This window comes from Companilactobacillus suantsaicola (assembly GCF_004745525.1).
Lineage (GTDB): Bacteria > Bacillota > Bacilli > Lactobacillales > Lactobacillaceae > Companilactobacillus > Companilactobacillus suantsaicola.
Genome location: NZ_RKLY01000028.1, coordinates 1 through 15,930 on the forward strand (window position 1 = coordinate 1; position 15,930 = coordinate 15,930).

General features: G+C 35.8%; 17 protein-coding genes. 8 read left to right on the forward strand and 9 right to left on the reverse strand.

The annotated features are described in order from the left end of the window. Nucleotides 1-263: 263 nt before the first annotated feature. Nucleotides 264-1,622 (forward strand): MATE family efflux transporter, encoded by a 1,359-nt coding sequence (locus EGT49_RS09720; RefSeq protein WP_135373825.1) that lies wholly within the window; start codon nucleotides 264-266, stop codon nucleotides 1,620-1,622. Nucleotides 1,623-1,693: 71 nt separating this feature from the next. Here the strand turns inward: EGT49_RS09720 and EGT49_RS09725 are convergent, their stop codons facing one another. Beyond that, nucleotides 1,694-2,737 carry an alpha/beta hydrolase fold domain-containing protein gene (locus tag EGT49_RS09725; protein WP_135373827.1) on the reverse strand — a complete coding sequence of 348 codons (1,044 nt, stop codon included), beginning with the start codon at nucleotides 2,735-2,737 and terminating at the stop codon, nucleotides 1,694-1,696. Nucleotides 2,738-2,896: 159 nt separating this feature from the next. Here EGT49_RS09725 and EGT49_RS09730 point away from each other — a divergent pair, with 159 nt between their 5' ends. The 4 genes from EGT49_RS09730 (at nucleotide 2,897) to EGT49_RS09745 (ending at nucleotide 6,388) form a co-directional block, all read left to right on the forward strand. After that, on the forward strand, nucleotides 2,897-3,871 hold the full coding sequence (locus tag EGT49_RS09730) for an ROK family protein (protein WP_135373829.1): 975 nt from the start codon (nucleotides 2,897-2,899) through the stop codon (nucleotides 3,869-3,871). Between the two features lie 65 nt (nucleotides 3,872-3,936). Continuing rightward, nucleotides 3,937-4,752 (forward strand): Cof-type HAD-IIB family hydrolase, encoded by an 816-nt coding sequence (locus EGT49_RS09735; RefSeq protein ID WP_135373831.1) that lies wholly within the window; start codon nucleotides 3,937-3,939, stop codon nucleotides 4,750-4,752. After that, a complete protein-coding gene (locus EGT49_RS09740) occupies nucleotides 4,742-5,581 on the forward strand; it encodes a helix-turn-helix transcriptional regulator (protein ID WP_135373833.1) in 840 nt (279 codons plus the stop codon). The genes EGT49_RS09735 and EGT49_RS09740 overlap by 11 nt, the downstream gene beginning before the upstream one ends. A gap of 12 nt (nucleotides 5,582-5,593) precedes the next feature. Then, nucleotides 5,594-6,388, forward strand: coding sequence for a Cof-type HAD-IIB family hydrolase (locus tag EGT49_RS09745; protein ID WP_135373835.1), 795 nt, complete (start codon nucleotides 5,594-5,596; stop codon nucleotides 6,386-6,388). Between the two features lie 49 nt (nucleotides 6,389-6,437). Here EGT49_RS09745 and EGT49_RS09750 read toward each other — a convergent pair whose 3' ends face one another. Beyond that, complete coding sequence (locus tag EGT49_RS09750) at nucleotides 6,438-7,157, reverse strand: MIP/aquaporin family protein (RefSeq protein ID WP_135373838.1); 720 nt, start codon at nucleotides 7,155-7,157, stop codon at nucleotides 6,438-6,440. A gap of 113 nt (nucleotides 7,158-7,270) precedes the next feature. Between EGT49_RS09750 and EGT49_RS09755 the strand changes: the two genes are divergently transcribed. Beyond that, the gene (locus EGT49_RS09755; RefSeq protein WP_135373840.1) at nucleotides 7,271-7,840 is read left to right on the forward strand and encodes a cob(I)yrinic acid a,c-diamide adenosyltransferase; all 570 of its coding nucleotides are present in this window, start codon (nucleotides 7,271-7,273) and stop codon (nucleotides 7,838-7,840) included. 92 nt (nucleotides 7,841-7,932) lie between these two features. Further along, nucleotides 7,933-8,544 carry a sugar O-acetyltransferase gene (locus EGT49_RS09760; RefSeq protein ID WP_135373842.1) on the forward strand — a complete coding sequence of 204 codons (612 nt, stop codon included), beginning with the start codon at nucleotides 7,933-7,935 and terminating at the stop codon, nucleotides 8,542-8,544. Nucleotides 8,545-9,096: 552 nt separating this feature from the next. Here EGT49_RS09760 and EGT49_RS09765 read toward each other — a convergent pair. From EGT49_RS09765 to EGT49_RS09775, 3 genes are read right to left on the reverse strand one after another with little or no spacing between them, the layout of a single operon-like run. Beyond that, nucleotides 9,097-9,768 carry an ECF transporter S component gene (locus EGT49_RS09765; protein WP_246013832.1) on the reverse strand — a complete coding sequence of 224 codons (672 nt, stop codon included), beginning with the start codon at nucleotides 9,766-9,768 and terminating at the stop codon, nucleotides 9,097-9,099. Further along, nucleotides 9,758-11,350: an ABC transporter ATP-binding protein gene (locus EGT49_RS09770; RefSeq protein ID WP_135373844.1), complete on the reverse strand. Its 1,593-nt coding sequence runs from the start codon at nucleotides 11,348-11,350 to the stop codon at nucleotides 9,758-9,760. Before EGT49_RS09770 ends, EGT49_RS09765 begins: the two co-directional genes overlap by 11 nt. Then, on the reverse strand, nucleotides 11,284-12,147 hold the full coding sequence (locus EGT49_RS09775) for an energy-coupling factor transporter transmembrane component T (RefSeq protein WP_135373846.1): 864 nt from the start codon (nucleotides 12,145-12,147) through the stop codon (nucleotides 11,284-11,286). Before EGT49_RS09775 ends, EGT49_RS09770 begins: the two co-directional genes overlap by 67 nt. Nucleotides 12,148-12,268: 121 nt before the next feature. On the opposite strand from EGT49_RS09775, the gene EGT49_RS09780 reads away from it, so the two are divergent. After that, nucleotides 12,269-12,649, forward strand: coding sequence for a DUF4430 domain-containing protein (locus EGT49_RS09780; protein ID WP_135373848.1), 381 nt, complete (start codon nucleotides 12,269-12,271; stop codon nucleotides 12,647-12,649). 567 nt (nucleotides 12,650-13,216) lie between these two features. Here EGT49_RS09780 and EGT49_RS09785 read toward each other — a convergent pair. The 4 genes from EGT49_RS09785 to EGT49_RS09800 are packed head-to-tail and all read right to left on the reverse strand — an operon-like array spanning nucleotide 13,217 to nucleotide 15,828. After that, a complete protein-coding gene (locus tag EGT49_RS09785; protein ID WP_135373850.1) occupies nucleotides 13,217-13,957 on the reverse strand; it encodes a hypothetical protein in 741 nt (246 codons plus the stop codon). Between the two features lie 24 nt (nucleotides 13,958-13,981). Further along, the gene (locus EGT49_RS09790; RefSeq protein WP_135373852.1) at nucleotides 13,982-14,752 is read right to left on the reverse strand and encodes a hypothetical protein; all 771 of its coding nucleotides are present in this window, start codon (nucleotides 14,750-14,752) and stop codon (nucleotides 13,982-13,984) included. Further along, entirely contained in the window at nucleotides 14,745-15,458 is a 714-nt protein-coding gene (locus EGT49_RS09795; RefSeq protein WP_135373854.1) for an ATP-binding cassette domain-containing protein, read from the reverse strand. Before EGT49_RS09795 ends, EGT49_RS09790 begins: the two co-directional genes overlap by 8 nt. Next, on the reverse strand, nucleotides 15,451-15,828 hold the full coding sequence (locus EGT49_RS09800; protein ID WP_246013833.1) for a GntR family transcriptional regulator: 378 nt from the start codon (nucleotides 15,826-15,828) through the stop codon (nucleotides 15,451-15,453). Before EGT49_RS09800 ends, EGT49_RS09795 begins: the two co-directional genes overlap by 8 nt. Nucleotides 15,829-15,930 lie beyond the last annotated feature (102 nt).

The window sequence follows — 15,930 nt, forward strand, 5'->3', positions numbered from 1 at the left end:
AGCACTCGACTTTCTGGAAAGAAAGTCGGGTGTTTTTGCGTTCTGAAAGAAATCAGAAAATCAATACGGTCGGTTATTTACTGCTTACAAATGAACTTCATTTCTAAGTTCTACGGAAGCCTCATTTGCCCTGAAAGATGGCATACTACTCGCCTTCTAGTGACAAGTCACCAAAAAAATAACTGAATTTTACTCAGTTCCCTTACTAACGAAAATAATAATGATAGAATATTCTTAATCTTTATAAAGGGGATAAAAATACTATGATAGATCTGACAAATGGCAGACCTATAAAAGTAATTTTTCTGTATACTATTCCTTTACTATTAGGTAACTTTTTCCAACAATTTTACAGCTTTATCGATACCTTAATTGTTGGAAAAACTATCAGCGTCAATGCTTTAGCAAGTGTTGGTGCAACTGGGGGGTTAACAGGATTAGTAATTGGTTTTGCTCAAGGTATGACTAGTGGTTTAACCATTTTGACTGCTAGAAAATATGGAGCTAATGATGAAGATGGCGTTAGAAAAAGTTTCGCATCTGGAATAATTATTTCGTTGTTCATTATTGTTGTATTTACAGCTTTAGCTTTACTAGTCGCTTATCCACTTCTAGTTGTCATGCAAACACCAAAAGTATTGTTGCATGATTCATTTATCTTTTTGGAAATAATTTTTGCAGGAATTTTTTCTTTTGTAGGTTTTGATTTTCTGGGAAATACTATGCGAGCTCTAGGAGATTCTCGAGTTCCTTTGTTTTTCCTAATTGTAAGTACAGTTCTCAATATTTTATTGGAACTAGTCTTCATTCTATATTTAAAGATGGGAGTTGCCGGTGCTGGTTTGGCGACAGTTGTTGCCCAAACGATCACCTTTGTAATTCTCTACTTCTATATTCGTAAGCACATTCCATACTTAATTTTATCCAAAAGCGATTTTCGAATTGATATGGAAGAAATCAAAGAACTGTTAAAAATTAGTTTACCAATGGGATTTCAATCTTCAATCATCGCTATTGGTTCAATCATCTTGCAGTTCATGTTGAATACTTTAGGTGCCAATGCGGTTGCTGCTTATACGGTTGCCGGAAGAGTTGAACAAATCGCCACTTTACCAGCCTTTAGTTTTGGCCTAGCATTGGTTAACTTTACCGCCCAAAATATGGGAGCACGAAAGTACAATCGAATTCTTAAAGGTGTTAAAGACGGAATCTTAGTTTCAGTCTTGTCCAGTTTGATCATCGGTGTCTTTTTGATCTTATTTGGACGTTCAATTTCACACTTATTCATGAATGGCAGTGAAACCGCCGTTTTGAACTTGATTCAAATTTACTACTATTTCAATGGTTCAACTTATTTCATTTTATCGATTCTCTTTATCGTCAGATATACTCTGCAAGGTTTGGGCAATCAAAAAGCCCCTACTATTGCGGGTGTAGCCGAATTACTGATGAGAGTTTTTGCTGGTTTAGTTTTGATTCGCTTCTTCGGTTTTTACGGAGCTGCTATGGCCAACCCACTAGCTTGGACAGGTTCAGTCTTAGTGCTAGTAAGTACTTGGAATTTTGAAATTAAGAAATTAAAGAACATGCAAAACATGTTAGATGAAACAGCCCAAGAGTAAGCAAATAAAAAGGCCCTTCTATTCCAATTGGATTTAACCAATCGTGATAGAGGGGTCTTCGTGTTTAAATATTAATTTAAAAAGTCCGCAAATTCTTGAATCGAATCTTCCACTGCTGGAATGCGTCCCGTATAATTCAAGAATGCATGAGCTAAACCACCATAACGAATATACTTGGCCAAGCATCCCGCCATACCTACTTTTTGAACGAAAGCTTCATCTTGTAAACGGAACGGATCAAATTCTCCGGTCATGACTAAGACTTTCTTAAAGGTTAATGGATCAGCGTACATTGGTGATAAAATTGGTGCTTCCAAGTCAAAATTTTGACCCGCCAGATAATATTTAGTCATAATCTGATCTAATTGTTTAAACTGAGTATAATTATTATGCAAAACTTGTTTTTGTTCTGGATTAATTGGAATCAAGTGATCGTTCCACAGTGCACCTTCGTAATCTGAGCCATGAACAACGGTCGGATAATATAAAACATGTTTATAAATTTCACAGATACCCATATTGTGACACATCTGACTGACACCTAAAGCCATGGCCGCACCAGCAGAATCCCCTGCTAAAGAGATTTGGGAATGTTTCTTGACTACATCCATCACTACTGACAAACAATCTTCAATTCCAGCAGGATAAGGTTTTTCTGGAGCTAGGCCGTAATCAACACTGTAAATGATTCCATTAAATTTAGTAGCTAATAATTTCAAAAATGGCAAAGTATCTTCTGCACTGCCACCGTAATAGGCACCACCGTGAATATAGACGACTGCTTTTTGCGTTGAAATATCATCATTGTTGCGATAAATTCTTAAATATCGAACATTTCTACCTAATTTGTTACTGGATTCAATATCAATTTGAATATTCAAATAAGGAATATTGGGAACATCAGCTGGTTTCGTTCCACTTCTTAATTCCAATAAATCGTTTGATAAATGTGGCTCATCACTTAAATTCTTCAAATGATCCCAAACGATTGGGTCATATGAATGTGAATCGACACGGTCCTTAACAATCATCGAAACATTTTTTAAATGAGGAATATCTACTGATTCAATTTGGTTAAGTCGACTTAATTCAATATTATAATCGTTATTTATCATAATCGAGCCATCCTTTATTTATACTACGATTATTATACTTCTTGTTTAAACATCCTATAAACTAAAATATAATAAATATTTTTATTGAATCTGAATTATTATTCTAAAGTTGACCAAGTTTAGGTTTACTCAATATAATTATAAAAAGGAGGTGTCGCCTTGACACTAGAGAACCAGTTTTCACGCCGTCAGAGAAACCTTTTGACTGTTTTACAACTACTCGACACAAACGGAGCTCTCTCTGCAAAACAATTATCAGAAATGACTAATTTGAGTGTTGTCAGTATCAATAAATTAATAGATGTTTTATCTCAGAATAATTTAATTGATCTCAATTTTATTAATACTCGTGGTCGCCGGGCTAAGATTTATCAAATCAATTATAAAAATGTCAATCTCGGTCTAATTCAAATCTCACAAGTTAATTCTGAAATTATTGTCGACTACTCTTTAACTGATTTGTCGGGTGAAACGCTACAAAAAGCGACTCTAAGAAAAAAAATCGATTCAATCTCTGAAATTTTGAATTTCATTAAAGAACAAACACAATCAAATAAGCCTTACAAATTAATCGTTGGCGTTTCTGGGGATGAAATGGAGGACATCATGCAACTAAGTGATGTTTCCATCCTAGAGGGTATTAATTTATCTAAGGCTCTTAAAATAAGTACCGAGGTTGACTCAATCATTATCAATGACGTCAACGCTGCTACTTTAGGTTCTGCCACACAATTAAAGCAAAATCAAAACTCGGCGGTTGGGATTTATTTTCCAAAAGATTTCGGTCCTGGAGTCGGGATTGTCATCAACAACCAATTAATTACCGGAGCCGACGGCTTAGCCGGGGAAATTGTTTATAGTTCAATCAACCAAAATTCAGAAATTCAACAACAGATCACCGATCATTTACAAAATATTATTGCTTTTCTAAATCCTAATCTCGTGACTGTTTACATCGACGAATTAAATTTCAGCGCTTTTCAAATCACCCAGATCATCCAGACCTTGCACCGTAATCTGCCATTACATCAAAATTACCGACTAGATTTCAATCGAAATTTTCAGCAGGATTATTTACTAGGATTAGCCACAATTGGGAAAAATGATTACTTTGAAATTTTAAGTTCTAATTGAAAACGCTTTACCTATTTGGTACAATATCCTTATCTTAATTAACTAAGTTTAAAAAGAGGTTGGAAATGGATATTAAATTAATTGCATTAGATATTGATGATACTTTATTAACTTCCGAAAGTAAGATTGCCCCATCGACTAAATTAGCACTAGATAAAGCCTTAGACCAAGGAATTAAAGTAGTTCTCTGTTCAGGTCGTCCTTTAGCTGGAGTAAGTCCTTACTTAAAAGAACTTGAAATCACTGGTGATGATCAATACGTGATCACTTATAACGGTGCTTTGGTCGAAACCGTTTCTGGTAAGGTTTTGGCTAAAAAAGCTATCAATAATACTGGTTTTAAAAGAATTGTAAAATACGTGACTGATCATAAAATGCCTTATTACTTTTTAGATGATCAAAGCCGTGTTTACACTGCCGATAAAGATATTAATCGCTTTGCGGTCATTCAGGCCTGGGAAAACCAAGCCGGTATTTACGTCAGAACACCAGAAGATTTTGCGGATGATTTTGAAATTACTAAAGTCGCTGTTGTCGGTGAAAAGCCTGAATTAGATCAATTTGAAGCACCTCTAAAGACAGAATTCTCTAACGAATATTATGTCGTCCGTGCAGGTGCCAACTTCATCGAAATCATGAACTCAACAGCTAATAAGGGTAGCGGATTAGAAAAATTAACCGAAATTCTAGGTTTGAAACCAGAACAAGTCATGGCCTTTGGTGATGAACAAAATGACTTGCCTATGTTTGATTATGTCGGTCACGCCGTCTGCATGGGTAATGGTTCTGATCTCGCTAAAGAGCACGCAAACTACGTCACTGACACTAATGACAATGACGGAATTGCTAAAGCATTGGACAAATTAGTCTTTGACGATTAAATACGAAATCGTTCAAACAACTCCCAAACTACCCTTCAAATATTATTTTCACGATGGCAAAGATATTAAACACGTCCCGCCTCACTGGCACCAAAGTCTAGAATTAGGCTTTTTAGTGTCTGATAATGTTTTAAAGATACGGGATAACAATGCAACTTTCACCTATCATAAAGGCGACATTTGGTTGATCAATTCGCGTGATATCCATGAAGCGCAATTTGAGAGTGTCAAAAATGTCTTCGAGTTTTGTCTTTTGATCGACTATGATTTTCTCAAACAAATCTATCCTAATATCGACCAAATTCACTTTTCACTGCATGGGCGTCCTGCGCAACTAAGCCAGCTCATCCCCTATCAAGAAATTGAAAAACAACTGCGGATCATGATTCAATTGTTGCAAGAACCAAAGACTGATAGTGATAATCTGAATCTAACAGGGCATTTATACATTTTGATCGCTCTATTTTTGAAAAACTTTTCCCGACAGATCACTTCGGATACTCTGGTCAACGAGAGTCTGATCGACAAGGCTTTGAGTACCATCAACACCAACTACGCGGAAAATTTAAATGGCACGATTTTAGCTAAACGGCTCAATACTTCCGTAACAACTTTAAATTTACAGTTTCATCAAGCTGTTCAAATGCCAATCAACAAGTACATCACTACCGTAAGATTGCTGATGGCACAAAAAAAGCTGCTCAACACGGATCGCAATATCGACTGTATTGCTATTGAATGCGGCTTTTCCAGCACAAAATCCTTTGTTCGTAACTTCAAAAATTGGAAAGGCACAACTCCTTTTCAATACCGAAAAAATTATGTATAGCGAGGACTCAGTATGACGATAAAATTAGTAGCCACTGACATGGACGCAACTTTTTTAGACGATACAAAGCATTTTGATAACGAAAGATTCAAACAGATTTCACAATATATGACTGACAACGGAATCTATTTTGTCTCTGCTAGTGGAAACCAGTATTATCAGCTGAAGAATTTCTTCAAAGACTATCCTAAGACACTTTTCGTTGCTGAAAACGGAGCTTTTGTGGCGAGCCATTCGGAAATTTTTCAAGCTTGGCATTTCCCAGATGACTTAGTTACTAGGATTCTAAAAGTATTGGCTGAAACTTCCAATATCCAATACGTCGTCTGTGGTCAAAAATCGGCTTACGTCTTAGAATCAGCTCCACAGAGATTTTTTGAAACGACTAGTTTCTATTTCCCAAGAACTAAAAAAGTTTCCAGTACTGAAGAAATCGACGACAAAATTTTAAAGTTCTCGGTCAACTGTCCAGTTACGGAAACTGAAAAGTACATGCAGCTACTACAGAATGGCATTGGCGACGAAGTATCGATTGTTACTAGTGGTCATGGCGACATTGATATTATTCAGACTGACATCAATAAAGCCACCGGTTTGAATTATTTAGGTGAAAAACTCAATATTAAACCTGAAGAAATGTGTGCCTTTGGGGATGGCGGCAACGACCTGGAAATGTTAAGTTTTGTAGGTCACGGTGTGGCGATGGACAATGCTAGTCCAATTGTTTTAAAAACCGCTCCTTATAAAACTGTTGATAATAACCAGCAAGGTGTTTTGCACCATCTTGAAGAAATTTTCAACATATAAAAAAAATCCAAAATTCGCAATGAATTTTGGATTTTTTATTCACAAGATACTATGGAATTAATAAATAGACAAAAGCCCCAACTGCACCACCAGCCATTGGTCCAAGAATTGGTACCCAGCTGTATGCCCAATCCGAATCACCCTTGTTAGCAATTGGTAAGATTTGATGAGCGATTCTTGGTCCGAGATCTCGAGCCGGATTGATGGCATAACCAGTTGTCCCACCGAGTGAAAAACCTATCGCTGTAATCAAAAGACCAACGACGATTGGATTTAAACCTTGGGTAAATTCACCTCTAGTAAAGGCTAATAATGCAAAGACTAACACGAAAGTTCCAATGAATTCACTGATAAAGTTCATTGGATAATTTCTAATTGCTGGTCCAGTAGCGAAAACTCCTAAAATAGCGTTAGAATCTTCAGTTTCCTTCCAATGTGGCAAGTAATTGATCCAAACTAAAATTGCACCAACGATTGCGCCCAAAGTTTGGGCGATAATATATGGAACTACATAACTCCAATTAAACACACCGGCAATGGCCATACCCAAAGTGACTGCTGGATTCAAATGTGCTGGACTTAAAAAGGCTGAGCAGTAAACACCTAAAGTGACCGCTAACCCCCATCCTAAAGCAATTGCAATCCAACCAGCGCCTTCAGCTTTTGATTTCTTTAGACTGACAGCTGCCACAACGCCGTCACCTAATAAAATCAAAATCATCGTACCGATGAACTCCCCGATTAATTGTAGTGTTAAACTATCATTCATAAGCTTTCCTCCAAATTGACAATGTTCACGCTTACAGTATTTGATTATACATACAAGCAGAAGAGATTGCCATGGTTAGCAATTGTGAAAATATTACTAAAAGGAGCAACAACATGAGAATTTATACTAGAACTGGTGACAAAGGTAAGACCAGAATCATTGGAAATGACGTATTATACAAGTCAGCACCCCGCATCGAATCCTACGGAACAATTGATGAACTAAACTCTCTAGTCGGAGTCGTGATAGCTAATTTGTCCGATGAAAATAAAGTTTTAACCGAAGAATTAACTGAGATTCAACAATTATTATTCGATTGTGGAACCGATTTAGCCGTCTCACCAACTGACAAGAAACATGACTTCATCTTCACCGAAGATAAAAAAGCTGTCGACTGGCTCGAGAAAAAAATCGACGAATACACTAGTAAAGTCCCAGCAACTCAAGTCTTTATCCTCCCCGGCGGGTCCAAAACAGCTTCCAACTTACATTTGGCAAGAACCGTTACTCGTCGAGCAGAACGGTTAATCGTCGCCTTGATGCAAGAAGAACCCATCAACGATTATGTCCTGAAATTCATCAATCGCCTATCCGATTATTTCTTTGCTGCAGCCCGTTACAGCAACGTTTTAGATGGTGTTGAAGATATCAAATATCGTAACAGTAAACCAGTTTTCAGATAATAAATTTTGTACCCATTTGCTTTTAAAAATGGGTATTTTTTTAAAGAAAAATTGTTATTCTTGAACTATCAATTTTATAAAGAGGAATAAATATGCGTTCACAAAAAGAAAAAATGTTGGCCGGAGATTTATACGTCGCTAACGATCCCGAACTAAAAAAAGATTTTTTAAAAGCTAAAAAATTGCTCCGTGAATACAATCAAACGACTGAAGAACAAGGCAAGCGCCGCAAGGAAATCTTAAAAGAACTATTCAAAAAGACCGGCAAGAATTTGCCTTCGATCACTCCGCCATTCTATACCGACTATGGCTGTAATACTGAAGTGGGTGAAAACTTTTATTCAAACTACGAATGTATCATTTTAGACATTGCTAACGTCAAAATCGGCGATAACGTAATGTTCGGACCACGTGTCGGACTTTATACCGCCGGTCATCCAATCGATGCGGCAATTAGAAATGAGTATTTAGAATACGGTAAACCAATCGAAATTGGTGATAATGTTTGGGTCGGTGGAAACGTCGTTATCAATCCCAACGTTAAAATCGGCAACAATGTCGTCATCGGATCAGGTTCAGTTGTAACTAAAGACATCCCCGATAACGTCGTAGCAGTCGGCAATCCTTGCCACGTTTTACGAGAAATCAACGACAATGACAAAAAGTACTGGGAAATGGAAAAAGCTCGCTACTATGAGAACTAAATAGAGTTTGATCTCTTTGGGGTGTTGATGAAGCGTGCCGTCCTCCATAGCAAAGCCGATTTTGTATTTGCGTACCGTTCATTTAGGAACACTAATTCTATTCTGAGCTAGAACTTGTATTTTAATAGGCTATTGTGCCTCGTACGTCAAATTAAGAACTACTGAACAAAGAAAGAGGATATTACTATATTGCAGAATGTTGCAGTATTAGTAATATCCTCTATTTTTTACCTTATATTAATTAAAATAATTAAGCGTTATAACGTATACAGACTATAAAACAGTTCATTGATTGTTCTGAATAGATTTGTATACATGTCAGAATTCACGGAAATAACCGCAAAAAAATGGAATTTAGTCTGGAGTAACAGCTCTGGGAAATGCTCAGCCCTGAAATTCCTCTTGGCGCTTTCAGCGCCTAGTGGAAGGCCAATCTTGAAGACAATTCCCGCTTTTGGAATTGGCTCCAAGTTGTGCCCAGAGCGTTCCAGCGTTTCCCAGAGCTGTTACGGAAGACGGCACTTTACCACTACTCTTCAAAAAGAACCACAACTATTCTTTAAACAAATCATATTTATTTTTATAACTGCCAAACAATTTAATCCAACGCTGCCCAACCAGCAACACTAACACACCAGTAAAGATAGCATGGACAAAATCGAAATAGAAACTAGCCGCAATTGAGGTCAAGATACTCTTAACTGTGATCGGATTGACAAAACCGATGATGTAATAGACATCCATGATCCAACCCATGATAAAACCGGTTAAAAAGCCCCAAATAACTAATTGCCAAGTTTTAGGTTGGTGATTACTCATCAATCCCGAGATTAAACCGATTACTCCCAAAGCAAACATCTGCCAAGGAGTCCAGGCGCCTTGTCCGAAATACATGTTAGAAGTCAACGCAATGATAGTCCCCATTAAAAAGCCAGTTTCTGGACCGCTGACGATAGCTCCTAAAATCAAAATGAATAACTCTGGTTTAACCGAAGGAATCGCTGAAAATATTATTCGACCAACTACCGCTAACGCACAAATAATTGCTATAAAGACGATTTCTCTTGAAGTATGAGCTGACTTTTCAAACTTCCAGAAATAGACGCCTAAGGTTAAGACTAAAAAGACAAATGAAAATAGTAAATAATTTTGACTGGAAAAAGTTCCCATCAGTATCAAAATTAAAACCGATAAAATTAATAAAGAAATAGATTTATGATTCACGTTTTAAAACATCCTCCCAAGTTAAGGCTTCCGGGAATGAATCTCGCAAAGCCCTATTGATTTCAGTTGTGTAAAAGAATTTATCTTTAAAAAAGGTCCGTGGTGTCATGAATTGACTGAGTTTGCCATCAAACATCATTGCGACAAAATCAAAATATTCAGCGGCAAATAGCAAATCGTGACTATTAACAAAAATCGTTCCGCCATTTTTTTGATACTCATTTAACATTTGTCCCAATTCGATACGCTTGTTTGGATCTAGGCCTTTAGTCGGTTCATCGAGAAATAACAGTTGCGGTTGTTTGATAAATCCCAGGGCTAAGGCTAAAAATTCTTGTTGACCACCACTGAGGTCGTATGGACTGGTCTGCTCTAAACCAGTTAATGAAAATTTTTGTAGCACTTCAGCCAAAGACATCTTAGATTGATAATGCTCAATTTGATAAGTCAGTTCTTCAGAGACGGTTTCCTTCATGAATAAAATGGCCGGATTTTGTGGCAAGACGAAAACTTTTTGATAAAAATCGTCCTTAATTTTTTTACCGGCGAATTTTAATTGACCAGCTTGTTGTTTTAACTGTTGCGTCAATATTTTTAAGAGAGTAGTCTTCCCCATCCCATTTGGACCTACGACACAAAAGGATTGGCCAGATTTTAGATTCAAATTGACATTATCGATAATCTGCCGACCGTTGAAATCAAACCGAAAACTAATTTTCTTAGCCTGCAAGATCACCTCACCACCAGTGCGTGATGGGACATTTGTTCTAAGCACCAAATCCATATTTTGACTAACGAGTTGCCCAATTTTTTTATTACTCAATGGTAAATCAGTGGACAAATTTAGTTCCATTGCTAAACGGTCAACTTGGGTCAGATAATTTTTAAACTTTGGCAACGTGTAAATTTTTTGCAAGCCGTCACGCACAAATTCATCCAGTATTAGGCGACCTGAATCCATAACCAATAGTCGATTTGCTATTCCAATGGCATGATCTATTTCATGTTCAACTAATAAAACCGTGATATTTAATTCATCGTTTATCTTTTTGATCATCTGCATCAATTTTTCTGAGGCAATCGGATCAAGTTGCGAGGTTGGCTCATCTAATAACAATACTTGTGGTTTCAAAATCAAAGCACTGGCTAAATTGATCAACTGTTTTTGACCACCTGACAAATGTTTCTCATCAAGATCCAACAAACCAACTATCCCTAAGTAACTAGCGATTTCCGTAATTCGCATCTGACTCTGATTTTCATCAAGGCCTTGATTGTCCAAAACAAACTTCAACTCGTCACGAGGAGTTTCCATAATCATTTGATTATCGACAAATTGAGAAACATAAGCAAAATTATGATTGTCTAGCTTCAAATCAGTCACTAAGCGCCCACTAACAACGGAGCCAACAACTAAATCCTGCAAGAGCTGCTTTAAAAGGGTACTTTTTCCACTCCCAGTTTGACCGATCAAGACAATAAAATCGCCTTTTTTAACTGAAAGATCAATCTTATCTAGCGATAATTTTTGACTGTTGTTGTATCGGAAACTGTAGTCTTCGAACCGTAAAATTTCCACCATAATCGATTGATTCCTCCTGTTAAAATTGGTAATAAAATTAAGAAAATATTCGTTAATGCAATAAATTTGATATTTCCTGTCTGAAAAAGAATTCCATCAGAAACTAAAATCAAACCAATGATCGTTATAATTTGCCAATCGATCTGTTTGAATTCGACCTTCCCTAATCGTTTTTGACAACTATGAAAACCTCTTAAAATCAAGGTATCGGAAACGTTCATAAAATTAGCAATCGCTTTATTCAAAACATTTTCTGTCAAATCCATTGAAGATTTAATTCCAGTAGCCTTTTTTTGAGTTCGAAACTTCTGAATTGCTTTAGTTTCTGAAAAGATATTGACGATTTTCGGAATGAATTGAATTGTCAGTATAAAAATAATTGCAATACTTTTGAAGACACTCGCCAATAATTCGAAAACCGTTTTTACTCGAATCAAGGCATCATACAAATAAAAGGCCCATAATAAATTAACAAACGACAAACCAAAAGTTATCCCATTGTTAACAGATTCAGTTGTAATCTTCAAAAAGGATGTCGACCATAAGACGTTATTACCACGTTGATTCAAAATTAAATTAAAAATGACCGTGACTATAAAGATTACGCAAGAAAACTTTATATAAGTGAAAAACTTTTCCCGACGAACTAAAATCGACATTAACAACAAAGCAATCAACGTCGCAACCGACAAAAAAATCTGCTTAAATAACAAGGCGATTAAAATGACCGCAAGTAAATAAATGAAGACCGTAACGCTATTAGTCCGCTTAAAAAAATTCAAAGCCAACGAATTCATTTTAATCACCACCTTTATTATCAATATTCCTATTTTAACGTATAAACGAAAAAAATCTATTTGATTCAATCCATTTAATTTTTGCTATAATTGAAATCGTTGTATAAACGAGGAGGAAGTTATGAAAAAATTCACAGCATTTTTATTGTCATTCATCATGTTACTAGGAGTATTTGCCCCTGCAACTACTACCACAGTTCAAGCTAAGTCAACGAAAACTATCAAAGTGACTTACGTTCTAAAAAAGAACAAAAAGAAAATTGCCAAAAAGACTATCAAGTTGAAAAAAGGTTCAACCGTAACTAAAGGTTTGAAAAAGGGTTGGAAAGTTACCGACAAAGGTGGTTTCATTTCAGCAATCGATGGTCACAAGCAAAACAACAAAAAGAAGATCTATTGGACATTCACCGTTAACAAAAAACAAGTTAATGTTTCCGCAGATAAAAAGAAATTGCATAACAAAGATAAAGTAGTCTTCACACTAGCTAAATACAAAGACTAATCTTTTTTAGGTTTACTAATTGTGCCGTTTGATGATTCTTTCTTAGCAGAACCATTTTGTCCATCTTCTGATATTAATGAAAAAAAATATCATCAAACTTAAAAAGAAGCTGTATTAATGCAAGTAGCATTAGTCCAGCTTCTTTATTTATTTTTTAGATTTAAATAAAACCCTCTATTTAGTCTGGAGCACAATCCCTGTGATGGCTCAGCCGCCATATTAATCTTAGCAATTTATTGCTTAGAATAAGGCCTAGTTTTGAGATTTTTCCGGGCTTGAAAAAGCTCAAAATAGTGCCGGCCGCGTTCCAGTCCATCACAGGGATTGTGCGGAAGACGGAATCCAATACAATTAAACTCAAGAAAAATATCTTGTAAAATTGAACAGCGATTTTAAAACAAGAACAATTCCCACAACGATGATAATTAGGAAGATTATTCCCTTGGTTGTACAAACATTCTGCCATGGAAATACTCGTAAAAAACTGATTCCTAAAAGCCCTAGCCAAAAGATTTTTACTTTATAAAACTCACGGTTGAAATCCATACAATCCCTTCTTTATACTTGTTATTTCTCCGTTTCTACTTGATTCTCTAGTAAATGAAGATTAATAAGTAACACAATTACAATACCGGAAATTTCCAGTAAACAGGTTCTTAAAAAGTTATCACTTGTAACGTTAAGATAACGATTAATTCCCACTTGAGCCATTTGAATTGCCAATAAGTACGACATTCCAATTGTAAAAATCGTCATTAATAGATTAAAAACTCCGGTCATAACTTTTTGGTTTTTAATTGCAAAAAAGTTGTCGAAGGCTTGCAATCCCAAATGAATCAAAGTACTTACGACAAAAACTACTAAAACACTCAAAATGATTAAAATAAGATTCTGTATTAACAACACCACGTGGGTATTATCATCAATAATGACGTGTCTAAAACTATACTTAGTCATGTAATAATATAGCGAGGCTAGTAAGATGATCGACTGCGCTAAACTGAAATAAAAATAGATCACAATGGTCGTAATCAAATTACTCAAATACAGCCGCTTAGTGGTGATTGGAATTAGTCGATACTGATTAGATACGATTACTGTCTCATTTTCTTTAACTAAAACAATTAGTCCGAAAATATACGCGACAATACCTATCAGCACTATGAATCCTTGTAAACTTTGGCCTTGCTTAAATATGCTGACGACCATCACGCTCAAAATTCCAACGATTGTCATTAATAAAACTTGATTGATGCGTTTAAATTTAGTACTAAGTAAAGACTTACTTACGTTCAAGACATTACTCATGTTGAACCATCCCATTTGTTTTTTTTAGCGAATTGTTTCTACCCAGCGCTTTAATAAATAAATATTGAATAATGAAAAAATTACGATCCAAACAAAGAATATTCCTGAAGAAATCAACAGTACTTGATTTAGTCGCTCCATGCTTGAAGCATTGAACAAATCGTAGTAATTGAGACCACGGAAAATATTGACTGTTAGACCATTAAAGATGGCCAAGGCAATCCAAATCACGACTAGATAAAGAATGAAATTGAACCATTTTTGTGATTTGAACGGCAAAACTCCTTTGATCCAGTTAGTTAAGAAATGGATCACCGTTATAGCGCTATACAGCATCAAAGTGATGATGATTAATAGTAACGCTAATGAAGCCACGAAGCCTACTAAATGTGGTATTTCATCCAGTCGTACATCACCAATATCCGCACCACTGATCCAATAAAGAATTCCTGAAATAATTTGACTAACCACTTGTAAATATACAAAGGCTAAGAAGGTTGTTAGTAAATTGCTAAAATACAATTTTGTGTCAGTAATTGGCAACAGACGGTAATTGTTACTAGTAAAAATGTGTTCATTTTTATTAGCTAATAAAATGAAACTGACCAGATTCATGATTGACATGCTAATTAGAAATAAATCAAGCAAATACTTCATCTCAAAATGAAATCCGCCGCTGACCCAGTACATGATGGCTGAAACGATTACGGCCAAAACATCAATTCCCAACGTCAGATTCATCAGTTTAAATTTTTCCATGAATAAGTTCTTACTTAATCCCATTAAATTACTCATTTGGCAGACCCCCTTCGTAAACTTTTTCGTAGTAATCTTCGATTCCCAGATGATATTTCTCTTGGATATCTTCAACTGAACTAACTTCATAAATAGTCTGATCTTTAATAATCACAACATCGTCGAGCAGACTAGCAATCTCCGTCACATAGTGGTCACTGATTAAAATCGTTGAATCATCGCTCTTCCAACGAATGATACTGCTGATAATTTTCTTCCGGGTCATACTGTCGATACCACTCAACGGTTCATCTAACAAATACAATTTCGTTTCTCGGGAAAGAGTTAAGGCGATAACTAATTTACCCAAGGTTCCTGTTGAAAGACCAGCAATTCTCTTAGTCATGTCTAACCCTAAATAATTTGAAATCTCGCTAAACTTCTTAGTTGAAAAATCAGGATAAACGTTTTGGTAGAATTTTTCGATATCACTCAATTTTGTTCCCCGTGGAAATCCAGCTAAGTGATCGGTCATGCTGACATTTTGTTTAATGTCAACTTTTTTCACTGCACCATCAACCGTTATAACGCCTTCTTTGATAGCATTGACTCCAACAATCAAGCGTATCAAAGTTGTCTTACCGGCCCCATTCTCACCCAATAGACCAACAATTTTTCCTTTATCTAGTGATAAATTGACATCTGATAGGATGACTTTATTATTTTTCTTATAATTAAGGTCCTTTATCTCGAGTAACTTACTCATTCTTTTCATCCCTTTTCTTAACGTAGCTATTGAAGCTAGCCACAATTTCTTGATCATTCATATTTAATGAACGTAATTTTTCATAGGTCGTATCAAACATTTCGGTAACGATGTGTTCTTTCATTTCGGCAATAATCTCCTCATCTGATGTGATGAAGTTTCCCTTACCACGTCGTGGCGTAATAATATGTTCATCGGTCATTTCTTTAAGTGCTTTTTGAACGGTATTAGAATTTGCAGAAAACTGAACCGCTAACTGGCGTACAGAGGGCAATTGAGATCCTAATTCATATTCATTGCTAATAATTCTTCGATTTAAAATGTCTTTTATTTGTAAATAAATCGGTATGTTGTCGACAAAGTGCATCATTTTACCTCCCATCTGTATTAGTACACTAATACAGTATAACAAAATAAGCACAATAGCAATGGTAATGTTCTTTAAATTTTTCTTAATAAATCAAAACCTTTA